Annotated in this window: 26 protein-coding genes; 8 read left to right on the forward strand and 18 right to left on the reverse strand. The window is 34.1% G+C overall.

What is annotated here, in order from left to right:
- Nucleotides 1-23 precede the first annotated feature (23 nt).
- From BW731_RS04715 to BW731_RS04750, 8 genes are all read right to left on the reverse strand, one after another.
- Nucleotides 24-590, reverse strand: coding sequence for a hypothetical protein (locus tag BW731_RS04715; RefSeq protein WP_079346180.1), 567 nt, complete (start codon nucleotides 588-590; stop codon nucleotides 24-26).
- A 79-nt stretch (nucleotides 591-669) separates the two neighbouring features.
- Nucleotides 670-1554 carry a 16S rRNA (adenine(1518)-N(6)/adenine(1519)-N(6))-dimethyltransferase RsmA gene (gene rsmA, locus BW731_RS04720; RefSeq protein ID WP_079346182.1) on the reverse strand — a complete coding sequence of 295 codons (885 nt, stop codon included), beginning with the start codon at nucleotides 1552-1554 and terminating at the stop codon, nucleotides 670-672.
- Nucleotides 1547-2122: a ribonuclease M5 gene (gene rnmV, locus BW731_RS04725; RefSeq protein WP_079346184.1), complete on the reverse strand. Its 576-nt coding sequence runs from the start codon at nucleotides 2120-2122 to the stop codon at nucleotides 1547-1549. The genes rsmA and rnmV overlap by 8 nt, the downstream gene beginning before the upstream one ends.
- Entirely contained in the window at nucleotides 2115-2891 is a 777-nt protein-coding gene (locus BW731_RS04730) for a TatD family hydrolase (protein WP_079346186.1), read from the reverse strand. Before BW731_RS04730 ends, rnmV begins: the two co-directional genes overlap by 8 nt.
- A gap of 78 nt (nucleotides 2892-2969) precedes the next feature.
- Complete coding sequence (gene metG / locus BW731_RS04735) at nucleotides 2970-4979, reverse strand: methionine--tRNA ligase (RefSeq protein WP_079346188.1); 2010 nt, start codon at nucleotides 4977-4979, stop codon at nucleotides 2970-2972.
- A gap of 129 nt (nucleotides 4980-5108) precedes the next feature.
- Entirely contained in the window at nucleotides 5109-5726 is a 618-nt protein-coding gene (locus BW731_RS04740; RefSeq protein WP_233120439.1) for a DUF1054 family protein, read from the reverse strand.
- Between the two features lie 83 nt (nucleotides 5727-5809).
- Nucleotides 5810-7198 (reverse strand): MmgE/PrpD family protein, encoded by a 1389-nt coding sequence (locus BW731_RS04745; RefSeq protein ID WP_079346190.1) that lies wholly within the window; start codon nucleotides 7196-7198, stop codon nucleotides 5810-5812.
- Between the two features lie 24 nt (nucleotides 7199-7222).
- Nucleotides 7223-8188 carry an AEC family transporter gene (locus tag BW731_RS04750; protein WP_079346192.1) on the reverse strand — a complete coding sequence of 322 codons (966 nt, stop codon included), beginning with the start codon at nucleotides 8186-8188 and terminating at the stop codon, nucleotides 7223-7225.
- Nucleotides 8189-8427: 239 nt separating this feature from the next.
- Between BW731_RS04750 and BW731_RS04755 the strand changes: the two genes are divergently transcribed.
- From BW731_RS04755 to BW731_RS04790, 8 genes are all read left to right on the forward strand, one after another.
- Nucleotides 8428-10641 (forward strand): glycoside hydrolase family 3 C-terminal domain-containing protein, encoded by a 2214-nt coding sequence (locus BW731_RS04755; protein WP_079348564.1) that lies wholly within the window; start codon nucleotides 8428-8430, stop codon nucleotides 10639-10641.
- A gap of 170 nt (nucleotides 10642-10811) precedes the next feature.
- The gene (locus tag BW731_RS04760) at nucleotides 10812-11408 is read left to right on the forward strand and encodes a TetR/AcrR family transcriptional regulator (RefSeq protein WP_079346194.1); all 597 of its coding nucleotides are present in this window, start codon (nucleotides 10812-10814) and stop codon (nucleotides 11406-11408) included.
- Nucleotides 11409-11421: 13 nt separating this feature from the next.
- A complete protein-coding gene (locus BW731_RS04765; protein ID WP_079346196.1) occupies nucleotides 11422-11826 on the forward strand; it encodes a DUF2871 domain-containing protein in 405 nt (134 codons plus the stop codon).
- A gap of 62 nt (nucleotides 11827-11888) precedes the next feature.
- Nucleotides 11889-12956: an ABC transporter permease gene (locus tag BW731_RS04770; RefSeq protein ID WP_079346198.1), complete on the forward strand. Its 1068-nt coding sequence runs from the start codon at nucleotides 11889-11891 to the stop codon at nucleotides 12954-12956.
- A 6-nt stretch (nucleotides 12957-12962) separates the two neighbouring features.
- Nucleotides 12963-13643, forward strand: coding sequence for an ABC transporter ATP-binding protein (locus BW731_RS04775; RefSeq protein ID WP_079346200.1), 681 nt, complete (start codon nucleotides 12963-12965; stop codon nucleotides 13641-13643).
- Between the two features lie 139 nt (nucleotides 13644-13782).
- Nucleotides 13783-14736, forward strand: a complete 954-nt coding sequence (locus BW731_RS04780) for a glycosyltransferase family 2 protein (protein WP_079346202.1) — start codon at nucleotides 13783-13785, stop codon at nucleotides 14734-14736.
- Nucleotides 14737-14738: 2 nt separating this feature from the next.
- On the forward strand, nucleotides 14739-16517 hold the full coding sequence (locus tag BW731_RS04785) for a hypothetical protein (RefSeq protein WP_079346204.1): 1779 nt from the start codon (nucleotides 14739-14741) through the stop codon (nucleotides 16515-16517).
- Nucleotides 16510-16950: a GtrA family protein gene (locus tag BW731_RS04790; RefSeq protein ID WP_079346206.1), complete on the forward strand. Its 441-nt coding sequence runs from the start codon at nucleotides 16510-16512 to the stop codon at nucleotides 16948-16950. The genes BW731_RS04785 and BW731_RS04790 overlap by 8 nt, the downstream gene beginning before the upstream one ends.
- A gap of 25 nt (nucleotides 16951-16975) precedes the next feature.
- Here the strand turns inward: BW731_RS04790 and BW731_RS04795 are convergent, their stop codons facing one another.
- The 10 genes from BW731_RS04795 to BW731_RS04840 form a co-directional block, all read right to left on the reverse strand.
- Complete coding sequence (locus BW731_RS04795; protein ID WP_079346208.1) at nucleotides 16976-17842, reverse strand: MurR/RpiR family transcriptional regulator; 867 nt, start codon at nucleotides 17840-17842, stop codon at nucleotides 16976-16978.
- Nucleotides 17843-17870: 28 nt separating this feature from the next.
- Nucleotides 17871-18992 (reverse strand): anhydro-N-acetylmuramic acid kinase AnmK, encoded by a 1122-nt coding sequence (gene anmK, locus BW731_RS04800; protein WP_079346210.1) that lies wholly within the window; start codon nucleotides 18990-18992, stop codon nucleotides 17871-17873.
- Nucleotides 18977-19900: a BadF/BadG/BcrA/BcrD ATPase family protein gene (locus BW731_RS04805; RefSeq protein ID WP_079346212.1), complete on the reverse strand. Its 924-nt coding sequence runs from the start codon at nucleotides 19898-19900 to the stop codon at nucleotides 18977-18979. The genes anmK and BW731_RS04805 overlap by 16 nt, the downstream gene beginning before the upstream one ends.
- Nucleotides 19901-19979: 79 nt before the next feature.
- Nucleotides 19980-20294, reverse strand: coding sequence for a PTS lactose/cellobiose transporter subunit IIA (locus BW731_RS04810; RefSeq protein WP_079346214.1), 315 nt, complete (start codon nucleotides 20292-20294; stop codon nucleotides 19980-19982).
- Entirely contained in the window at nucleotides 20294-21025 is a 732-nt protein-coding gene (locus BW731_RS04815) for an alpha/beta hydrolase (protein ID WP_079346216.1), read from the reverse strand. Before BW731_RS04815 ends, BW731_RS04810 begins: the two co-directional genes overlap by 1 nt.
- On the reverse strand, nucleotides 21022-22116 hold the full coding sequence (locus BW731_RS04820) for a DUF871 domain-containing protein (protein ID WP_079346218.1): 1095 nt from the start codon (nucleotides 22114-22116) through the stop codon (nucleotides 21022-21024). The genes BW731_RS04815 and BW731_RS04820 overlap by 4 nt, the downstream gene beginning before the upstream one ends.
- 14 nt (nucleotides 22117-22130) lie before the next feature.
- Entirely contained in the window at nucleotides 22131-22427 is a 297-nt protein-coding gene (locus BW731_RS04825) for a hypothetical protein (RefSeq protein ID WP_079346220.1), read from the reverse strand.
- Between the two features lie 68 nt (nucleotides 22428-22495).
- Entirely contained in the window at nucleotides 22496-23794 is a 1299-nt protein-coding gene (locus BW731_RS04830; RefSeq protein WP_079346221.1) for a PTS sugar transporter subunit IIC, read from the reverse strand.
- A gap of 21 nt (nucleotides 23795-23815) precedes the next feature.
- Nucleotides 23816-24121: a PTS sugar transporter subunit IIB gene (locus BW731_RS04835; protein ID WP_071456110.1), complete on the reverse strand. Its 306-nt coding sequence runs from the start codon at nucleotides 24119-24121 to the stop codon at nucleotides 23816-23818.
- A gap of 193 nt (nucleotides 24122-24314) precedes the next feature.
- Nucleotides 24315-25274 carry a siderophore ABC transporter substrate-binding protein gene (locus BW731_RS04840; protein ID WP_079346223.1) on the reverse strand — a complete coding sequence of 320 codons (960 nt, stop codon included), beginning with the start codon at nucleotides 25272-25274 and terminating at the stop codon, nucleotides 24315-24317.
- Between the last annotated feature and the right edge of the window lie 18 nt (nucleotides 25275-25292).

Below are 25292 nucleotides of genomic sequence, written 5' to 3' on the forward strand. Positions count from 1 at the left end.
TTGATAGAAAATTTGGTCTTTTATTATTTATTTTTTGCTGCTAAGTAAACTGGAAACGAAAATCTTGTCCCTATTTTTTGAGCAATCATATACGCAATAGAAAAATCAATCAAACTATGGACAAATCCACCTACTCCAACCAACAAAATGACTGATTGGAAGAATCCCATTGTATAACTTGCTTCACCTAACCCATCTGTCATAAAGAAGACTGTGACAATCAGCGTTTCAAATAAAGCATGGATTAACCCTAATACCACATTGAAGACAACCATTTTTTTAGGTGAGTAAATGATATTGGGTCTTTTTTGTAAATAAAGTGCACCAAAAAAAGCAAAAATCACATGCGATAGTGCCCTCATTCCAATAATAAATGGCGTTGTCATAAAGAAACCAAAAGCCGTTCCTAACGCAACCAGCACTGCAACTAATGGCGAAACGAACATTGCTAACATAACTGGAACATGACTAGCTAATGTATACGATGCTGGACCAATCACAATTCTCACTGGCATAATCATTGGAATCATAATCCCTAAGGCAATCAAAAACGCTGCATACGTCATCATTTGTACCGAATTCTTTTTCATTTTTTTCTCTCCGTTTATCATTTATTTATATGATAAACAATGCACAAATTATTGTCAATGAACAATCATTACCGTAATTTTATTTTTTATTCGTGATTAATGCGTTTGATAGTTTACCAAATTCTTCAATACTTAATGTTTCACCACGACGTTTTGGATCAATACCACATTCATCAAGTGATGTTTGTAACCAGTATTTAGTGTCCTCATCTTTTCCAAAATGACTCGTTAAATTATTCCATAATGTTTTACGACGCTGTGTAAACGAAGCACGTGTTAATTCAAAAAAGAATGTTTCATCTATGACATCAACAATTGGTTTATCTCTTTTTTCTAACTTAATAATCGCTGAATCCACATTTGGCTGTGGGACAAAAGCTGTTTTAGGCACGATAAATGCAAGTTTTGCTTCCATATAGAATTGCACTGCGATTGATAGCGATCCGTACGCTTTTGTTGACGGTTTTGCTGTCATGCGATCCGCCACTTCTTTTTGCATCATAACAACCATTGTCGTGATATCTCGTGGTGACATCAATAAATGCATCATGATGGGTGTCGTAATATAGTAAGGCAAATTGGCAACGACTTTGATTGGTTGCTCTTCATCGAATACTTTTTTTGCTTCGGCCACGACATCAGCTTTTAAAATATCTTCATTAACGACTGTAATATTATCATAAGGTGACAATGTATCTTCTAATACCGGAATTAAACGTTGGTCGATTTCAAATGCTAGCACTTTCCCAGCATGTCTTGCTAAATGCTCCGTTAAAGCACCAATACCTGGACCAATTTCAATCACACCATCTTCTTTTGATAAATCTCCTGCTTCTGCAATTTTTCTTAAAATATTTGGTTCGGTTAAAAAGTTTTGTCCTAAACTTTTTTTAAACGAAAAGCCATGTTTATTCAGTATTTCTTTCGTTCGACTAGGTGTTGCTATATCTCTATATTCATTCATTCGTTTCACCTTCTATTATCTCTTTCATTGCCACTAAGAATGTTTCTTTGGGTATTTGAAACATGCTCAATCGTTTCTTTAGTTGCTTGCCATTTGTATAGCCAATATTCAATTTTTCGCCAAGTTTCTCACGCCTTACTCTTGATCCGTTTCCAGCTATCAGACCAAATTGTATCAAATCTTCTATCGCTATCTCTGATTCAAATGATTCAGTCGTAGGTGTCGACACGTCTTTTAACGCTTGTATGATGGCTTCATTACTGGCATGTTCTACACCTAAACTACCATGTTTCTTTTTCGGTGCTCCTTTTTCTCTAGATATAAAAGCATGTTTAGCATCAGGGGCGACAGCCATAATCTGCTTACGGATTTTTTCACCAGGAAAATCTGGATCAGTAAACACAATCACACCACGCACACGTTGAGCGTGTTTAATTTTATCCAACGTTTCGTTATTTAACGCCGAACCATTCGTTTCTATCGTGTCAACGTCTAACACTTGCTGCAATCGTTTTGTATCATCTTTTCCTTCTACAACCACGATTTCTGATATTTTTTCTTTAGTCATTTTCTTCTAACCTAAACAATCTATGTGCATTTTTTGTTGTTTCTTTTGCCACTGTTTGATAAGGTAAATTTCTTAATTCAGAAATTTTATCAACGACATAATGTGTATACCCAGGTTCATTACGTTTTCCACGATATGGCACAGGTGCTAGATATGGGGCGTCTGTTTCAACTAATAATTTATCCATCGGCACAATTTTAGCTGCTTCTTGAACGTCTATCGTCTTCTTAAACGTCACAACACCACTAAATGAAATGTGCATCCCTAAATCTAGGAAACGCTTTGCCCACTCACTATCGCCACCAAAACTATGCATGATACCACCAATATCTTGAATGCCTTCTGATTTTAAAATCTTATAAGTATCTTCCATAGCATCTCTTGTATGAATACTAATTGGTAAATTCATCTCTTTAGCAATCGCAATTTGACGGCGAAAGACTTTTTCCTGTAAGTCAGGTTCATCATTCATCCAATAATAATCTAATCCAATTTCTCCCAATGTCACAACACGAGGATTCGTTAATTTTTCTTGTAAGTCTTTTTCAATTTCTTTTGTGTAACTCCCTGCTTCAGTCGGATGCCACCCAATAATACTATGAATAAAAGGGTATTGTTCACTTAACTCTAACGAGCGTTCAATCGTTGGTGTATCAAATCCTACTACTGCCATTTCGCTGACACCAAGCTGTTTTGCTCGCTCAATGACTTCTTTATAATCGTCATTAAATTGTTCTGCGTTTAAATGTGTGTGTGTATCAAAAATCATAGTTTTCACTCCTATCACGATGATTTTAACATAAAAAGAGATTGAAAAAGACCTCTTTTCCAATCTCTTTAACATTTTCTATCCAACGATACTGCCGTTTTCTGCTCCTTTTGGTGCTTCAACAACATATAATTTTCCATCTGAATTTTCAGCTGATAAAATCATTCCTTGACTGATATGTCCGCGGATTTTTCTTGGTTTCAAGTTAGCGACAATTACCACTTTTTTACCAATTAAATCCATTGGTTCAGGATAAAATTCTGCAATTCCTGATAAAATTTGGCGATTGCCCTTGTCACCAGCGTCTAATCTAAATTGCAATAATTTGTCTGCCCCTTTAACTTTTTGACAGTCTAAAATTTCAGCTACTTTTAACTCAACTTCATCAAATGTTTCAAATTTTACTTCTTTATCTTTAACAGAAACAAGCTCCACATCTTCTGGTTTCCACTCATCTTCTTGGCTTTGTTGATTCATACTTTGAGCCATTTGTTCTTTGATGTAAGCTACTTCTTCTTCAACATCTAGACGTGGGAAAATAGGCGTTCCTTTGCTAACAACTTTTGTTCCAGAAGGAAACTCACCGAAACGAATATCAATCATAGAAACTGTTTCAGCATCTAATCCTAATTGGCTAAAGATTTCTTTTGGTGCTTGCGTCATAATTGGTTGCAATAAGATAGCAGAAATACGTAGACTTTCAGCTAAATGAACCATAACACTATTTAATTCTGTTTGTTTTTCTTCATCTTTTGCTAAGTTCCATGGCTCAGTCTCATCAATGTATTTATTCGCACGAGAAATCAGACGCCATACTTCACTTAACGCAATGTTAAACTCTAATTTTTCCATTGCTTTGTTGTATTTACCGATCACATCTGCAGCAGTTGTTGATAATTCACTATCAAAATCTGTTACTTGAGATGCGTAGTTTGGTACCACACCATCACAATATTTATTAATCATTGCAATCGTACGATTTAATAAATTACCTAAGTCATTGGCTAAATCATAATTCACACGAGAAACAAAATCTTCTGGTGTAAACACGCCATCTGAACCAAACGGAATTGCACGCATTAAATAGTAACGTAACGCATCTAATCCGTAACGTCGTACTAACATTTCAGGGTAAACCACATTCCCTTTTGATTTAGACATTTTGCCATCTTGCATCACTAACCAACCATGAGCAAAAATTTGTTTTGGTAATGGCAAATCAAGTGCCATTAACATAATTGGCCAGTAAATGGTATGGAAACGGACGATTTCTTTACCAACCATATGAACATCAGCCGGCCAGTATTTTTGGAAGTTGCTGTCGTCGTCTGTACCATAACCTAAGGCTGTAATATAGTTTGATAACGCATCAATCCATACATATACAACATGTTTTGGATCGCTTTCAACAGGAATTCCCCATTTGAAAGATGTACGGCTAACAGCTAAGTCTTCTAAACCTGGTTTAATAAAGTTATTAATCATTTCATTTTTACGAGAAACTGGTTCGATAAAATCTGGGTGTTCTTCGTAATATTCTAATAAACGGTCAGCATACTTACTCATTTTAAAGAAGTAGCTTTGTTCTTTAACAAGCTCTACTTCATGACCACTCGGAGCTAGTCCACCAATAACTTTTCCATCTTCATCTCTAAAGACTTCAGCTAATTGATTTTCAGTGAAATATTCTTCATCTGATACTGAGTACCAACCTTCATATTCACCTAGATAAATATCTCCTTGATCTAATAAACGTTGAAAAATCTTTTGAACAGATTGTTTATGATCTAAATCAGTTGTACGGATAAATTTTGTGTAATCTATATCCAATAATTTCCACAACTTTTTAACGTCCATTGCCATGTCATCCACATATTCTTGTGGTTTTACACCTAATTCTTCGGCTTTTTGTTCAATTTTTTGACCATGTTCATCTAAACCAGTCAAATAAAAGACATCAAACCCTTTCATTCGTTTATAACGAGCCATTGCATCACAGGCTATTGTAGTGTATGAGCTTCCTATATGTAATTTTCCACTTGGGTAATAAATCGGAGTGGTGATATAAAAAGTTTTCTTATCTTCCACTGTTCATCCTCCTTTAAGTCACTTAGAGCAAACCTCTGCGACACATAATCACCGTTCATTATAGCATAATTCACAAAAAAAAATTAGTATTAGTGAAATTTTCAATCTGTCTAGTTTGCTTATTTCCTATTAATTCGTTAATTTACAACAAGCTTGATAAATTGGTATAAGTGACACATAGGTTTCTAATATATAAGTAAATAATTCTTCTGTCGTTTTAGTGCCAAACGTTTCTTTATGAATGACACGCCCAATTTGAAATTCACCTTTTTTAACTTCTTTCCAACGTGTTAAATCTTTTATTAATTGTTCTGATTCTAAAGCATGATAATTATTTTTCGTGTGATCAGTATTCACCACAAAATCTTTTGGAAGTTGCTCAAACCACTGTAAATTATCTAAACACGCTTGAGACATAAGTGCTTCATTTTGTGGGTTATCAATAAATGATAACCATATAACTACATATTCCGGTGTAATCCCTAATTGAAAATGTGGGTATTTTTTATAGCCACGATTATCTCCACCCATTGCACTCCACGTAAAATTAGGTGCATTTGTTGTGCGTCGTCTATGTTGGGCTATATGGATAGGCAATTTTTCACCCAGCAAAGGCTCTAACTCACCAACAACTTTCTCATCAATTGATTGAAAAACAGGTTGAATTTTTTCACGAACACCAATCATCCGACTATCTAATCCTTCTATATTAAAAACTTCAAAACATGCTTCATTAAACATTAACATATACTAACTCCTAACAAATATTATCCACTAAAAAAGCGGTCTAAATAGATTACCTTAAATCTATCAGACCACTTTTGTTCTGTCTATTTATTTGTTGTTGGATATTTAATTTTAGTTAAAATATCAAACAAGTCTTTTGTCGATCTATTTTCAATATCTTTTACGACTGCTTTTAATTTTTCAGCCAATAATGGATCAATATATCCTTTTGTTAAACGGTCAAATTTATCAACAGAGTCTTCCCATGTAAATGGTCGACAAGGCATACCTGGATAATTGCTTACCTCATGAGTAGTAACTGTACCATCCATTTGTGTAATGGTAATACGTGCACAAAAATCTTTTGGATAACGTTTTGTAAAGTCAACATCCGGTTTAACAATGACTTTTTGAAGAAGTGCTTGAACATCAGGTTTTATAATACGTGATTCTTCAAACTGTGGTTGCATCACTTGTCCATCTAGCACAGCAACAGCTAACAAGTATGGTAGGGAATGATCAGCTTGTTCTTTTGTTGTGATTGCTGCATCTGCATTACCATATAATCCACCACCAGAAAAATCATAGGTAATTTGTGGGACATCTGCTTCAATTGATTTGATACTTTCAGATTTAATAGGCGTTTTGGCTAATAATTCTAATATACATTCTATAGCTGATTGCGTATGAATCATTGCAACAAATTTTTTAATGGTTGATTGTGGCACACCTTCATAATTTTCATGTTCCCAATCAATATCGATTGGTTGTCCTAATAAATGTTCAATCCCTTGAGGCTCTTCTACAATAGCTAGAGGCCCTTCTACCCCTCTTTTAGCTAAGTATAGTGCGTTAAAGGCCCCTAATGTTGATTGAGCTGATGCAAGTCCTTTCCATTCTGATAAAGGTTTCGAGCGAATACCGGCAAACGAAGCATCACTTGAAGCTGCCATCGCAATGGCATTAGCAATCGTCTCACTATCCAATCCTAATAATTTACCGGAAGCCGCCGTAACTGAAAAAGCAAGTTGTGCAGTATGGTCAAATCCACGTGTCATAAAATTAGCTTTTTCAACTAATAACGTTTGAATTGTCCAACCAATCGCCACTCCTAGCATTAACTCTTTTCCACTTGAATTGGCAATGGAAGCTGCTGTTAAAATACCACCAAAGTTATCTGCCGTATGTGCGGTTTCCTTGGGTGCAAGAATATTATCCATCGCATCAACGTAACGGACAAGAGCAGTATGCCAAAACGCTGCAAAAACTGGACTTGATGTCCCCCCTGCAATAAGTGGTGCTATACCACTTGGTGAAAATTCTCTTACTTGATCATGGCAAGCATTTACCGGTCCTGCTCCTAAAGCTGCAATCTGACAACCTAACGAGTCCAAAATATGTACAGGAATTTGTTTTTTTGACTCGTCAGATAAATCGTCAAATTTAGCACGAGTCGCATAATTGGCAATGCGTTCAATTTTAGTTAATGTCATAATATATTTCCTCTTTTCTTTTAATTAAACATTTAATAGCGCAATAATCGCTGTCACTGTCACAAGCATGCCAACGGTTGAAAAAGCCAGAATAGATGATGCTTCTTGTTGGTATTGTTTGTATCGAGTTGCAAGTAACACAATCATAGGACCAGAAGGCAAAGCTGATAACAATAGTCCTTGATCAAATGTTGTACTACCCTTGGTCATATGTAACAATATAGCCACTCCAATAAATAATAAAGGTAACCCGATATTTTTTAATAACGCAATCGTAACAACTTCTTTAGTTAATTTAAATTTATTCTCTGCAATGGTCATACCTGCTACAAAAATAGCAATCCCAGCAGTAGCTTCACCAATTAATTTTAAAGAACTAGTCACAATATCAGGCATATGAATATCTAAAAACACTAAAATAAACGCAAGTAGTGGTGCCCAAACAAAGGGTGTTTTAAAGATAGCGTCAAAAATAGATTGACTGATCATCTTCGGTAATGACGTCCTTTGATCTGAGGATGAAATATTTAACTTAATGATTATGGTCGCAAGTGGCACAATAAAAACATTCAATAATAAAGCGATGATACTGACAGATACTCCACCTGATTGTCCATATATACTGTCTAATAATGCTGGTCCATAAAAAGGCCCAGCTGAAAAACTAACTGCTAACCCTGCGATAGACGCTTCTATCATATTTCGTTTAAAAATATATTTAGCAACTAATAAACCAATAAAATAAGCAATTAATAAACTAATCAATAGTGAAAAAAATAAATCAGTATCACCTAATAACTGAACTTTCGTTACACTAATGGTTCCAACAAATAACGACGCTGGTAATGCAAAATTCAAAACCAACTCATTGATGACACTTATTGAATCACTAGATTTACCAAACGCTTGTTTTTTTCCAGCAAAAAAACCAAGTGCTAACACAAAAATAATAGGTGTCACAATTGTGATAGACTGTAGAATATGAGTCATTCATAGACCTCCTTTCGTAAATTATTCATAGAATACTTTGGATATGAGAATGATTATCGGTTATTTTGATGTTTTTATATGAAATTTCTACAAATTTTTTTATTGACTTAAGATATATCAAACCATAATAAAAATATTTATTAGCACATCGTCATAATTAAAAGTATTATCTATTCGTTATTAAATAAAATCAGTGTACACTTAATCTATATTACATTTCTAAAGGAGGTTATATGATCATGACATTTGATTCTAACTATCTACAAGCACTTACTCTTGAAGAAAAAGCAGCTATTGTAACTGGAATGAACTATTGGTACACACACAATATTGATGAAAAAAACATTCCTTCAATTATGGTAACAGATGGGCCTTCAGGTTTAAGAAAACAAGCTGATAAAGGGGATGCTCTTGGATTAAATGATAGTGTTGAAGCGATTAGTTTTCCAACCGCTTCTTTGACTGCTAGTTCATTCGATAAAGAAATGCTTTATCAATTAGGGAAGCAACTTGGACAAGCTGCTAATGCTGAAGGGGTATCTATCCTCTTAGGTCCTGGCGTTAATATAAAAAGAAATCCATTAGCTGGAAGAAATTTTGAATACTTTTCTGAAGACCCTTACGTAGCTGGAACACTAGGTGCTGCCTATGTTAACGGAGTCCAAAGTACAGGAACTGGTGTCAGTGTCAAACACTTTGCTGCAAACAACCGAGAAAATCAACGTTTTACCTCATCATCTAATATTGATGAAAGAGCGCTTCGAGAAATTTATTTACCTGCCTTTGAACACATCGTCAAGCAGGCTTATCCTGAAACGTTAATGTGTTCTTATAACAAGTTAAATGGAGAGTTAGTTTCACAAAACAAACGTTTGCTAACAGATATTTTAAGAAACGAATGGGGATTTGAAGGATTGGTCATGTCTGATTGGGGAGCTGTGGCTAACAGAACAAAGTCTCTTCAAGCAGGAATGGATTTAGAAATGCCCGGCCGTGGTGATATTTCGATTGATGATATAGTGTCATCTGTACAAAATGGTAATCTAGAAGAATCCGTGCTAGATCAATCTGTATTAAGAGTGTTGAAGTTAGTCGATAAACATAAAACAACAACTTCAGTAAAATATGATAAAGAGGCACAGCATGCGTTTGCTAGATGCGTTGCTGCAAACTCATTTGTCTTATTAAAAAACGAAAACCAAACTCTACCAATTGATAAAAAAGACTCTATTTTAATCGTCGGTGAATTAGCTGATAAACCACGTTTCCAAGGTGGCGGTAGCTCCCATGTTAATGCTTATAACGTTGTGTCTCCTCTTGAAGCTGCAACTAATTTAGGCTTATCAAATTATGCAAAAGGCTACTCAATAGATAAAGATGTTATCAATGAAGCTGATATTAAAGAGGCTATCAACAAAGCAAAAGAAGTTGATAAAATTGTCCTGTTCGCTGGACTACCAGCTTATTTAGAATCAGAAGGTTTTGATAAAACAACCAATGATTTACCACAAAATCAAATCAGACTCATTGATGAGTTATCTAAATTAAATAAACCGATCATCATGGTATTACAAAATGGTTCTGCTATTAATATGCCTTGGGTAAATGACGCTTCTGCTATTTTAGAAACGTATCTTGGGGGAGAAGCAATCGGAGAAGCTACTTGGGATGTGTTAACTGGTGATGTTAATCCTTCTGGTAAATTAGCCGAAACATTCCCTGTAAACTTAAGCGATACCCCAAGTTTCGGGACATTTAATGCAAGTAAAACTGATGAAAACTATCATGAGAGCATTTTTGTAGGATATCGTTATTATGATTTAAAACAACTTGATACATTGTTCCCATTTGGACACGGATTAAGTTATACGACATTCAACTACTCTAACATTTCAGTAAAAGAAGAAAATCAATCTGTCGTAGTAACATTTACCATTAAAAATACTGGAAGTGTTGCTGGTGCTGACGTGGCACAAGTATACGTTAGTAATCAAACAAGTAACATAGAAAAACCGGTGAAAGAATTGCGTGAATTTGAAAAAGTATTCTTACAACCTGGTAAAGAAAAAACTATTTCTATTGCATTAAATAGACGAGCGTTTAGTTGGTACAACGCAGACAGAAAAGCTTGGCAAGTCGATAACGGTCAATATGATATATTCGTTGGCTCTTCTTCAAGAGATATCAAACTAAGCGAAGCCTTTCAATTGACATTTGGTACTGATATTGTTGAATCTATTACTCCCGATAGTTACCTTAGTCAAATAATTGACCAACCAAATCCTGTTGTTACGGATGCTTTAAAGAAAACAGGTATTTATGAGGCTATTCAAACTTTATTAACAAACAATAAAAGAAATATCGAACTACTCGAAAACATTCCGCTTCGTTCAATGGCAATGATGGGGATTACTGATGAAAAAATTAATGAGTTTCTGAAATTAATTAAGTAAAACTATTAAATACTGATAAATAAAGACTTTCAAAAGAAACAAGAGGCCATTTTTAGCCTCCTTTTGAAAGTTTTTTTAATTTATTTTCATTTTCCGAGCAATAAAAGTGACAACTTGTAACTCTTTATGATATGATTTTTTTAAGTTAAAAATTGAAAGGAGGATATTATATGCCAAAGGATACATTCCTGAATCTACCTGCACCCAAAAAAGAAAAAATAGATATGATTTTGCTTGATACATTTTATAACCAATCTGTCAGCCAAGTAAAGGTGTCACATATCGTCGAGCAGATGGAAATGTCTAGAGGAGCATTTTATAAATACTTTGTTGATTTGGAAGATGCTTACGATTACATTGTTAAACAGCAATCTATTCTAATTCATCAAGATATTATTGATTACATTAATCAGCATAAAAGTAATTTTTTCCACGGGATTGAACAATACCTTGTCTTTTGTTCCCATCTAGAAACGGATAGTGCTTATTGGAAAGGACTATTACTTCTAACTCGAGCTGACTACCAACGAACAATGAAGCGTTTAGATCTAGATGACTCTTCACACATGCTAATGGAATGGATCAAGTTATTGGAAAACAACGAATTCACAATCCATGAAACTCAAGAAGCTGTCAGTTTCCTTTACTTTATTATGGAAATTGTCATGAATTCCTTAACTGATTTCATTATCAATAATTGGACACCAGAGGAGTTAATATTGGATTATCACTATAAAATAAAATGGATTACTAAAGGAATTAGATAGGGGGAGTATTTTCATGCAAAAATTAGCAAGAGCAAGTTTAAGTTATATGATTATTGGATTAATTAGTGGCGTTTATTTCCGTGAAATGACAAAATTCAATGATTTTGAAGGTTGGACACAGTTAAGTGTTATCCATACACATACACTTATTTTAGGAATGTTTTTCTTCTTAATCGTTTTACTACTGGAAAAAAGTTTCAATTTAACTAAGCACAAAAATTTCAAAAAGTTTTATGTCATTTATAACATTGGGTTAGGTATAACGTTGTTGATGATGTTAACACATGGAACAATGACTGTCTTAGGTATTGAAAGTTCCGCAGCAATTAGTGGAATCGCTGGTTTGGGACATATTATTTTAACAGTTGGATTGGGTTTCTTTTTTCAAGTGTTATTACAATCAGTAAAAAATAGTTAATTATTTTTATCACTATCAAGTGACATAATGTTACTCGATAATCAGAACTGGAGGAAAAATTTATGTTTTTAGCCTTAAAGGAAATGGGTTATTCAAAATTACGATATAGTTTAATTGTTGGTATTATGTTTCTAATTGGATTAGTAGTATTTTTATTATCTGGTCTAGCAGATGGATTGTCACAAGAATTTAGGCAAGTAGTAGATGATTGGGACGCAAAAGAAATTGTCCTATCAGATGATGCCAATAATATTTTAGCTGCATCACAATTAAAAATAGAAGATGAAAAAGATATTTCATCAAATGACAAAGCCCCACTGTCACTTTATAGTGGTGCTATCGGTAAAAAAGGCGATAAAGTAAATATCAGCTTGTTTGGGACAGACAAAGATGCTTTCTTTTTACCAAAAGTAACAAGTGGTGACACAATAAAAAATGACAATGAAGTCATTATTTCACAAAATCTTGCGGATAAAGGATTCAAAGTAGATGACTCAATAGAAGTTGGAAGTAACGATTTGAAAGTTAAAGTCGTTGGGATCTTCCCTGCTACTTCTTATGTTGCAACTCCCGTAATGTACTCAACTGTCAAAACAGCAACTGAGATAAAATTCGGTGAAGATATGGTAAAAAACACTGATAACTATCCAATCAATGCTATATTAAGCAACGATAAGGAGACAACTTTATCAAGTGATTCATTAACTAAACTGTCAACTGAAGAGTTCATCAACAACTTACCTGGATATACTGAACAAAGTTTAACGCTTGATTCTATGATTTATGTCTTGTTTGTTATTGCATCAGCTGTTATCGGTATCTTCATGTATGTTATCACACTACAAAAAACTGCTATTTTTGGTGTTATGAAAGTTCAAGGAATTAATTCTTGGTTTATTTCTAAATCAATTTTAGCTCAATCATTTTTAGTGGGTGTATTTGGAGTAGTACTCTCTGGTGTTGCTACTTATTTCTTAAGCTTAGTATTACCTGACGCGATGCCATTTGCTATTAACATTACGCAATGGTGTATCTATGGTGCCATTCTTGTCGTTGTATCAACAATCGGTGGCTTATTCTCAATCGTCACTGTAAATAAAGTTGACCCTATTAACGCAATTGGAGGTTAGGAAAAAATGAAAACTATTTTAAATATGTCTCATATCACAAAAAAATTTGGTAAAGGTCACAATGAAGTGACTGCCTTAAATGACTTAAATTTTGAAGTTAAAGAAGGAGAATTTATCAGCGTCATTGGTCCTTCTGGTTCAGGAAAAAGTACTTTCTTAACTATAGCAGGTGGTTTACAAAGTACAACAACAGGTAATATTACTATTAATGATATTGATTTTACAGCTTTACCTGAAAAAAAACGTGCTAAATTACGTTTTGAAGAAATAGGTTTTATTCTACAAAGCTCAAACCTCATTCCTTTCTTAACTATAGAGGATCAATTTACGTTAGTTGGTAAAGTAAAAAAAGAAAAAGTTAATAAAGAAAAACTAGACGAATTACTTAAATCTCTTGATATTGATCACTTAAGAAAAAGTTACCCAAGTGATTTATCCGGTGGTGAACGCCAACGTGTGGCGATTGCTCGTTCTTTATACAATAACCCTAGTCTTATTTTAGCAGATGAACCCACTGCTAGTTTGGATACGGAACATGCTTATAATGTCGTGAAACTACTTGTCAAAGAAGCTCACGACAAGAAAAAAGCAACAGTTATGGTAACCCATGACATTCGTATGATTAAATGGAGTGACCGAGTATTTCAAATGGAAGATGGAACACTTAAAGAAGTACATGACTTTTAATTATAATACCTTAGTCTTATAATAGACTAGGGTATTTTTTGTCTAACTTATTATATAGACTATCTTTTCATACTCATTTCATTTAAAATATATTTATTGCACTTTTAGATAATTATCTACTAATAAAAAGGAGTACATTATGACTAAAAAAATGCTTTCCATCGTTGTCCCTTGTTACAATGAACAAGACACGATTATTCCCTATATTACTCGTATGACTGATATAGAAAAATTATTACCAAATTTAACGTTTGAATACTGGTTCGTCAATGACGGATCAAAAGACAATACCTTAAACGTATTAAAAGAAGCCACTATTTCATCTAATAAATACAACTACCTTTCTTTTTCCCGAAACTTTGGAAAAGAATCTGCTCTTTATGCCGGCCTTGAACATGCTAGAGGAGATTATATCACTGTTATGGATGTTGATTTGCAAGACCCTCCAGAGCTTTTACCTAAAATGGTTGAACTAATAGAACAAGGAGAACATGACTGCATTGGTACTAGACGTGTTACACGTGCTGGGGAACCTAAAATCAGATCATTTTTCGCAAAACAATTTTATAAAATTATCAATAAAATATCCGATGTTGAAATTGTTGACGGCGCAAGAGATTACCGACTTATGTCTCGTCAAATGGTTGATGCGATACTAGAACTTAAAGAATACAACCGATTTTCAAAAGGAATATTTAGCTGGGTTGGATTTGATACTTATTACTTAGAATTTGAAAATATTGAACGTGTTGAAGGTGAAACGTCTTGGTCTTTTTGGGACTTATTACAATACTCTATTGATGGCATCATCTCATTTTCAGAGTTTCCACTAAAACTCTCAACTATTCTTGGATTTATTTCATTTATCGCGTCCATTATCGCTTTGATTTTTATTGTAATACGTGCTCTTATTTTCGGGGATCCAACATCAGGATGGCCATCTCTTGTTTGTATTATATTAGCACTAGGTGGTCTACAACTTCTCTGTTTAGGAGTTGTGGGACAATATTTAGGTAAAACATTCCTCGAAACGAAAAGAAGACCTATTTACATCGTCAAAGATCAAAAGATTTCACCTTTAGAGGAGGATTAGTTGTGCTAAGTGCTAAACGTGTTATAAAAAAAAGACTTCCTTTTATAACCATTACCTTAGTAGCGTTATTTATTTTATTACCGCAAATCAATACACGGTTTATCCCTGTTGGATCTGATATATCATTTCATTATAATCGTTTCTATGATTTAGCTGAGCAAATCAAATCAGGAAACTATAACTACTATATGGCTTTATATGGCTTTAATAGTAGTGGCAGAATTATCAATGCCCTATATGGGTATGATATCGCCTTCTTGAATGGTTTAATATTATTTTTTACACAGTCATGGTTAAAATTCCAACTCGTCTCATCATTCACGTGCCTTATCATAGCCGGGAGCGGTATGTATGGTCTCATGAGAACACTAGATTGTACAAAAACATTAGCCACGATAGGCGCAGCGATTTACATGGCAAGTGCCCCAGTGATGTATTATGTACGAGCTTTAGGTTTTTCTAGCTGGGGAGCGGCATTTTTACCATTTATTTTTATTCAAGCCATCCGCTCAGTAAAAAATAGAGATAAACCGATCAACTTTGTCTTTTTAGCCTTATCTATGAGTTTACTAGTTAATACTCATACACTAAGTGCTGTATTAGCAACTTTAGCGATTATTCCTTTTTTCCTTGTCAGTTTCATTCAATCAGACAGAAAACTTAATTGGATAAAAGATATGATATTAGCTATTTTATTATTTGTCTTCTTATCGCTAAATACATTAACGGCTTATTTGGAAGTCTTTTTATCAAATAATATTTTACAACCCTTTATTCCAAAATCATTTGTGACAAATGCTACCTATATCTCTATAACAGAAATGTATGGCAATCGAAATATTGGTATCTTTTTTGGGGCTATATTTATTTTCCAACTCATTTATTTTATTCGTAATATTAAACAGACGTCTTTACTAGAGAGATTAATGACCATTGTTGGTGGAACATTCTTACTCTTATCAACATCATTATTTCCATGGGATAATATAGTAGCAACACTACCTTTTCTATCTATTATTCAGTTTCCATTTCGTTTTTCTGTAATTTCATATGTGCTACTAATTCCTATGTTTTTAAAAACAATCACAGCATTTGAGAGAAATCTTTCTAGTAAACAATCAAAAATCATGTCGACTTCCCTACTTATCCTAGTCGGCTTCATATTAGTCGAAGCTAACAGCAACATGGTCAAAAATGCACAACGTTGGCAAGATGATCCTGTCGCTATGGGGAACAATCGATCTAATCTGATTGAAACAGAGCCAGATAATATTAGAAATAACCTTAGATCGCCTGACTTAACGAAAGTATTTGACACAATAGAAAAGGGAACACCAGATTACCTTCCTATATCAAAAAATACAACTAGCCAAGAGCTATATAGCAAAATCGATCCATATGAAGTTTATGAAAAAGAAATATTTGATAATCAAAAAAACATTACAACGACTATACTAGATAATGGAACGATTCAATTAATTTGGAACAATAAAAAAAACTCATCAAAGAAAAAACAGTTACCGCTCATCGTCTATGAACATAGCGTGATTGAGTTAAATGGCAAAATACTAGATAAATCAGAGTACGACACATCTGATATTGGTAGTTTAATCATCCAACCAAAAAATGGTAAAAATACTATCATATTATCTTACAAACCAGTTATGAATATGACTTATGTACTAATAATTAAATTGATTGCGACCTTACTGACGATTGGTTATTGTTCCATAAAAGCCTATTCTAAACTGTTTATTAGAAAAGAGAGAGTCTATGAATAAATTAAAACATTTTTTTACTAAAACATTAGGACTATCTGACACACTATTTGAGTTATTTATGTATGTCGTGATGGGCGTTATGACAACGATTATTAATATTGTCGTGTTCTATCTCATTGAAGGGGTCCTACAACTTAATTATATTTTCGCAAACATCGTTGCATGGATTTTTTCTGTGCTATTTGCCTATATATCCAATAAAAAGTATGTTTTCGCTCATGAAGACAATCAAGAGACTATCAACGTAAAAGAGATGATGTCCTTCTTTTCGTTCCGCTTATTATCTTTAGGCATTGATACTGTTGTTTTATTTGTCTTAGTCAAGTGGTTACATCAACAACCAATGATTGCTAAAATTATCAGTAATGTGGTTGTCTTAATTGCTAACTATGTATTTAGTAAATTTATTATCTTTAAAAAACCATCCAATTAAGTCATTAGACCCAATTGGATGGTTTTTATTTTTTACTAGTACGACGTTTGTATTCATCTACTAACGTTCTAGATTCTCTAATATTTTCCATGTTTTCATCGTAGTCTTTTAAAACATATACATGGAACAATAAATCAATCAAAATAAATTGAGACATCAATGAACTCGTAGCAGCACTTCTTAATTCTGCCTCTTTGGATTTCACCGTTTGAATAGATAAATCAACTTGTTTGCTCAATGTATTCATCCCAAATTTTGAAATACCAATTGTCTTGATGCCATGCTCTCTTGCAATGTGATTAATTTCTAGTACTTCTGATGTTTCCCCCGAATTTGAAATACCAATAAAAATAGAACCAGGTACAGCTGAAGTTAAACTGGCTATTAGCAAGTGAACATCTGCAATACAGATACAAACTTTCCCAATTCGATTCCACTTTTGAGCAATATTTTCTGCGACAAGATAAGATGATCCTATCCCGTAAACATAGACAAATGGTGCAGAAGAAATCATCTGTACTGCGTCATCTAACACATCTTCACTAACTAATTGAATCGTTTCTTGCATTGATTGATAAGCATTTCCTAAAAGTTTTGCCTTCACATCCGATATTTTCTCATTTGGTAATATGTCTGAATACTCTTTGGGAACATCCCACTGTCTTTCAGCTGATAATGCTATTTTTAATTCTGGAAAACTCGGAATATTAATTGATTTACAAAAACGAATGACTGAAGCTGGACTAGTTTGCGACTCTTTTGCCAACTCACTTGCCGTCATTTTCATCACATCTTCCGGTCTTTCTAATACCAAATTCGCTATTTTTTGTTCCGAATGTGTTAAATCATTATAAAGACTCTCTACCCTTTGATGAATATGTTTACTTTTCATATTTACCCTTCCCTTTTAACTTATTTACCTACCATGTTATTTTCCCCAAAATAACTTCTTTAGTCGCACCAGTAGCACTTGGCACGTTACTTGTTTTGCCTAGAAGCGTTCGATGTCCCAACACAACCATGGCAACAGCTTCTTTTGCTTCTGATGATTGGCCTAAATCTTCTTGTGTTTTAACTGACACAAAAGACGGCACTTCTTCTTGAATCATTGAAAGTAACGTTGGATTATAACTTCCACCCCCACCAATGATTAAGTCAGTATTGTCTATAAAAAAAGAGGCCAATGATAACGCAATCGCTTTTGCAGTAAATTTTGTTGCTGTTGCAATCCAATCATTCGCTGATAATTCATAAGTATCAAGCAGTGCGGTGACATAGTGCTGCCCAAAATCTTCTCTTCCTGTTGTCCGTGGCATAGGACGACTAAAAAAGGAATGTGACATCATGTGTTCTAAAACTTTTTCTGACACACGACCTTGCTTAGCATATTGGCCATTATCATCATACTCTTCCTGATAAAAATGGCGCACTAATTCATCAATTATCATATTACCTGGCCCTGTATCAAAAGCCGTTATCTCCTGTATTGTAGCATTTTTCGGAATAATTGTGGCGTTTGAAATACCGCCAATATTTTGTAAAATCTGCTGTTTCTCTCTGTCGTTATACAAAATAAATTCTGAGTAAGGAACAATCGGTGCCCCTTGCCCACCAACAGCCATGTCTCGGTATCTAAAATCAGACACCACTTTAACTCCAGTTACCTCAGTAATCACACTTGACTCCCCTACTTGCAAGGTGGATGCGATTAAATTATCTTCTGAAATAGGTTGATGGTATAAAGTTTGCCCGTGAGAAGCAACAAAGTCTATTTTTCTTCCTAATCTTTGATGTTTTTCTATCATTTTTTTAGCTGCTTCACCAAAAAAATAACCTAACTCAATATTTAAGCCGCAAATTAAGGCAACATTTGATTGATTTATATCAATAGCATCTGTGACTTTTTTCTTTAACTCATCAGAAAAAGGTATGGTAAAAAAATCCTCTAACTCATAACTAGACATGCCTTCATCATATTTAACTAGCGCTACATCTACACCATCGAGTGATGTGCCTGACATCAATCCTATTGCATACCCCACGGAAACCCCTCCAACTCTCGCATTTTATAATAATAATAAGCTCCTTTAGCACAGGATGACTGTTTATGACAATAAGTCACATTTATGTCACTGTCTTCCAAACAGTTATGAAAACTAGAAAAAACTTGTGCATTTTTTTCTATGACACTTCCATTTAATCCAATTTCTAATGATTCTTTAGATAACTTACTCTTTCTGAGCATTTCTTCTACTGCGATTCCTAATTGAATACCTGCTTGTTTCAATAAAAGTGTTGCTTCTTGATTTCCTTCTTCGCTCATTTGTGCGATAACCGTTGTCAAAGAAGCAATATCTGTTTTAGACAACATATAAAGACGTTTAGTCAAAGAAAACACATCTTTTACATCAAAAAATTTAAATATAGCAAGCGTTAAATTACTTGGCTGAAAACTATTATCCTCGTCACTCAGCGCTAATTTTATTGCTTGTTTAGCTATCCAATAAGCACTACCTTCATCACCAAATAAATGCCCCCATCCACCAATTCTGTACCATTTATGTTGATGTAAACCTAACACCACAGAGCCAGTTCCAGCAGTCACACAAATGCCATCTCTTCCTTTTAATATAGAAAAATGAGCTAATTGTCCGTCATTAAAAATATAAATAGTTGGATGTATTGTCATCAAATCATTGGATACTTTTTCTTTTAGCCCACCTGCGTCAACTCCTGCAATACCAAGAACAATCCCCTTACAATGACTTCCTTCAAGTAACTCAAAAATAGATACTATACTTGACGTGATGTGGCTCATACCTAAATCATAATCCACTACCAGATTACCAAAACCAGAAATCGCACTTGCTACTTCCTCACCTGTTTTTACATTATAAGCAAAAGCTTCTGTTTTTGTTCCACCGCAATCTAAGCCAATGATATACTCCATTATTTCACCTAATTTCTACTCACATTTTATTTATGAAAAAACAAACGATTGTCGTGTTGGACGAATCGTTTGCCTCTTACTATTTCCCTCGTAACTCGTTAATTTCTTTTTGCATGATAATCATTTGTTCAATCAATGTCTGTTCTGACATAGTAGTCATCAATTGATCTTGTGCGTGAATCATTAGTAAGCTAATTTCTACACTTTCTCCTCGAACATCCATTTGAACTAATTCCGTTTGAGTATTATGAGCTAGTACCATTTCGTCTTTAGATTGTTTCAACAGCTCGTCTACTTTTTCGTATTCTCCCTTGCGACATGCTTCAAGTGCTTCATAAGCAAAACCTCTAGCATTTCCACCGTGTACAATAATATTAAAAATTTGTTCTTCCATTAGTTGTTCCTTCTTTCAATTAATTGATTAAATTCGTTTATAATTTGACTTAACTGTCCATCCCAATAATCCCAATTATGTTCTCCTTCAGACACATAAAAAGAATAGTTAGGTAAAAAACTGCCTATTTTATTAGAGAAATCCAAGCTATCCTCAATCATAAAATCATCTTTCCCACAACAGTGAATGAGATGTGTTTCTAATCCAAGATGATGTAAATCTGATTGGACTAGATTAGGCCATGCCTCTTTTTGAAAAACAGTTCCCAATTCTTTTTTAGTTTGAGGAATGTGATTGGCTAATGTATCCATTACTAATAGTGGAGATAACATCGCTGATCCTCTATATCTATCAGGATATTTCTCTAATAATTTGAGTACGCCGTATCCACCCATTGATATACCAATGATAAATTCATTTTTAATATTAAAAGGATGAATTCGTTGCATCATAATAGGAAATTCCTGACTCACAAAAGTTAAGACATCACCAAACGCATCAGAGTTAGCATAATATGAATTCCCCACATCCACAGAAAAAGCGATGAAAGACGTTCCTTGAATAAACCGTTCGATTGTTGTCTGATTTAAAAAACTTTTAGCGTTACCACCTCGTCCATGAAGCAAATAAATGACTGAAACCTCTTTTCCTAATTCATTAGGAAAAAAACCACAATAAGTCACATTTTTGGCTAGTACAGTTGAGTAACTATCCCCTACTACTATACTCATTGTGAGACTTCGTTAAACCCAAATTTTTGCCAAGGTTGAATGTATGATAACAATACTCTATCATTTGGTGTAATATAGCCTACAACATTTGATTTACCTGAATTTTCCATTGGTAATAGAGCAATTTGCAGTTCACCTGCATAATGAGCATATAAAGATGTTTCAATAATAATATCGCCCTCAGCCATATCTTCTGTATTAAATGGTTTAAAGTCATGTCCTTTATATTTCACACGACTTTGTGTCGAACGAATCACATAATCAGACACATCTCCACGATTAAAATGAAACTCTTCTAAAATTATTTTTCTCTCTAACTCAGGTGTGTCTTCTCTTATCACACAATCTAATGTTAATTTATAAGGGTTAATCTCACTTAGTGCTTTCAATTCTTCTTCTGATGCAAAAGCGTTGGCGATAATCACATCATCAATCAAATCTGTTGCCCAAAGGTGTTTGGTTTGTGTTGTAATTGGCCATTCTCGATGCATTTCTAACGTACATAATCCCTCTTCCACGGGCCATGGACCTGTTTTCGCTGTTGGCGAATTAACAAATGCCGCTGTTCTAATGCCATTTTCTTTATAAACCTTTGTTGTTTCAATAAAGTGATCATAGCTCAATCCTGTATAACGATGCGGATAAAAATTATGACACCCTAAGAGTTTATTATCATTGGCTTGATAACTTAGAATATTTTCTAAATAACGTGTTCCTGAACTAATATTTAACTCAATATCTAGATTTTGAGGATTAAATGTCATGATTGATTCTTCATTTCCTGTAAATCCCATATCTAAACGAATCCCATCAGCACCAATCTCTTTAAAAAATTCTAAATTATCATAACTAATACCCAACTCACCAAATACTTTAGGACTAACATCAGCTACTACTTTCATACCTAGTGACTTAGCAAAAAAAATGGTCTCAGAAAAATCACTCACGATTTTTTCCTTTTCTTCTGGATTTACTGATAACAAACAAGTGAATACACGTTTAAAACCATATTTTGCTGCTAATTTCATATACTCTTTAATGTCTTCAACCGATTGATGATTCGGGTAAACCGAAATACCTAATGTTCTCATAAATATGCTCCTATCTATTTCTTTTTATTAGAGGGTGGTTTCACCATTCCTCTATGTTGGCCTCTTTCGACCATCAGACGAGATGTTTCAAAAAACATAATGGCAAATAAACCACACAAGCCATATAAAATATTCAATACAAAAGGTGGAATATTAGAAAATATCATTAAAGGAATCAAGATAATAAAAAATGAAATAAATCCTGAAATCCATCGATTCGGTAATTTATTTTTCTTATCTAACCATCTAGTGATTCCAACACAAGCTAATACATACGCTATAACGAGTACTATATAAATCATTTTTATCATCTTTTTTCTCTCCCTTAATACCAAAAGCTGACTAGATGAACTAATCAGCTTTTTAACTATCAAACTTTTTAACCTTCTGTCGCCATCTCTTCTTGTTCTTGTTTAATTAAAGTATTGTCATATGCTTTAACAAATGGATAATATAATGCTAGAGCAATTAAAATATTAATTACTACCAATACAACCGCACGCCAGTCATTTCCTGTTGATAAAAATGCCCCAATTGGTGCTGGTAGTGTCCATGTTACATTCAATACAAAACCATTTACTAATCCAAATTTCACAGCAAAATAACTAATTGTTGTTGTAATGAGTGGGATACAAATGAATGGTAATGCTAAAACTGGGTTCATAATTAATGGAACACCAAAAATAAGTGGCTCATTAATATTGAAAATCCCTGGGATAAACGAGAATTTCCCAACTTCTTTTAAATACGTTGATTTTGTAGCAAACATTAATAATAAACAAAGTGATAATGTCGCTCCTGCCCCACCAATCGTCACTGTCCATTGATAAAATTGTTCTGGTGCAATATATGGTAATTTCGTTGCTGATACGCCATCAGATAATGCTTGTGCATTAGCATCTAACATTAATAACCACATTGGTCTAACAATTGACCCAATCACACTCATCCCATGTACACCCGCTGCCCATAATACGTGGATTAAGAACATCGGTAATAAAACACCAAATAAATTATTTCCTAAAACTTCTGTAATAGGAGAGAAAATACCTAATAATAGCTCATTAATATCTAATCCTAAAAGAACGCGTAAAATCCATGTTGTTGTGATAATAACAGCACCTGGTATCAATGCTTCAAAACTTCGTGATACAGATTCGGGTACTTGTTCTGGCATTTTAATCATTAAATTCTTTTCTTTAAAGAATCTCAGAACTTCCACAGCAAAAATCATCGCAAGAATTGCTGAGAACATTCCAGCTCCACCAAGGTATCCCATTGGCATAACCCAACCGATTCCTTGACCTTCAGGAAGTAGTTGATCGACATTTAATGGTACCGTTAACATTAAGAATGTCGCTAAAGAAAGGACACCACCACTAATACCATCCAACTTGTATGATTTCGCTAAACTATACCCCATACCATACGCTGCATAGATACTCATAAGTCCCATTGTAATACGGAAAGGCACAACAATTTGTGCTGAGTATGGCGCAATCGCTTCTGCCCATGATGGCACTGGCGGATTTGCAATAACTAAAAAGAAACTACCAATAAGAATTAAGGATAATGTTGAAATAACTCCATCTCTAATAGCTTTTAAATGCCTTTGTTCAGCTAATTTTGCCATTGGAGGCATAAATTTTGTTTCTACCCAATTTAAAAATTTCTCCATTGTCTTCTCCTTGTACTCAACCTATTTATGTTTTTTTATTTGTTCTAATGTTTTTGGTGCACCAATTGGTGTGTAACCTGTAGGAGCAACTAATTCAATTGGAATATTTTTTTCTTTTGCCAACTCTTCATAACGACTAAATTGATGTTTTACTTGAGGTGCAACTAATAGTAACTCATAATCTCCTTGATTTAATGTTTCTTCTACTTCACCTGAACCCACTGCAATCATATCTAAGTCAAATCCTTGTTTCTCTGCTTCTTTAAGAATTGCTTTAACCACTATTGCACTTGACATTCCACCTGAACATACCATTACGACTTTCATACTTATTGCCTCCTATAATGTTGTCTATTGTTTTCGTAAAACAATTCGACTATATTTTAGTTAACTCAACTTCGTTATTTTGAAATCAAATTACATTTTTATTATACAGTTATCGAAATAAAATTTCAATAGATTATAAATGTTATTTTTATGAATAAAAAAAGAGGGCTTTATGCCCCCCTATACATACTGACTATTTATAAGCTGATTCGACATCTTCCATCATCATTTGCGTAGCTTTAATCCCTCCACCTGCTAAGTACCATACATCAGGTGTTAAACTAATTACTTTTCCTTCTTTACCAGCTGTTGTTTCTTTTACTAAAGCATTATCTGCTACATTATTTTTACTATCATCCCCACCAATTGCTTTGGTACGGTCAACAACAAATAAAATATCAGGATTTTTCTCCAATACATACTCATAAGACACTTCTTGTCCATGTGGTGATGGTTCAATTGCTTCGTCTGCTGGTATTACTCCAAACCCTTCATAGATGATACCAAAACGTGATTCTGGACCAAATACTGATAATGACCCTTCATTCACTAAGCTCATCAATCCTTTTTTACCACTTTCTTTGGCAATTTCTTCTAATGCTTCACGTTTTGTTGTCAGTTCATCGACTTTTTCTTTTGCCACATCTTCTTTATCAAAAACTGTTCCCAATGTTTCAATATTTTCTACTGTCGATTCCCATGCTTTTTTGTTATCTACTGATAAGTAAAGCGTTGGTGCAATGTTTTCTAACTCTTTTTGCATGTCTTGTTGACGACCTGATATGATGATTAAGTCAGGCTGCATCGCATTAATTTTTTCCATATCTGGCTCTTTAATTCCACCAGCTGATTCTAAATTTTTAAAGCTAGATAAATAACTTGGTAATGTTTTTGTTGGTGCACCAACAACTTTATCTGCTTCACCTAATTCTTTAATCGTATCAAGAGCTCCCATATCAAATACCACGACTTTTTTAGGATGTGATTTTAACTCCAGAGTCTCTCCGTTACTATCAGTTACCTTCACTGTTTCTTGTGCCTCACTTGATGATTTTTCTGTGTCTTCTGTCGCACTTGATGAGCCACATGCCCCTAACATCATCACCCCTACAACAACTAAACTTGCTAGACTCCATTTTTTTACTCGTTTCATCTATCTCTCTCCTTTTTA

Origin of the sequence: Vagococcus martis (genome assembly GCF_002026305.1) — a bacterium.
Lineage (GTDB): Bacteria > Bacillota > Bacilli > Lactobacillales > Vagococcaceae > Vagococcus > Vagococcus martis.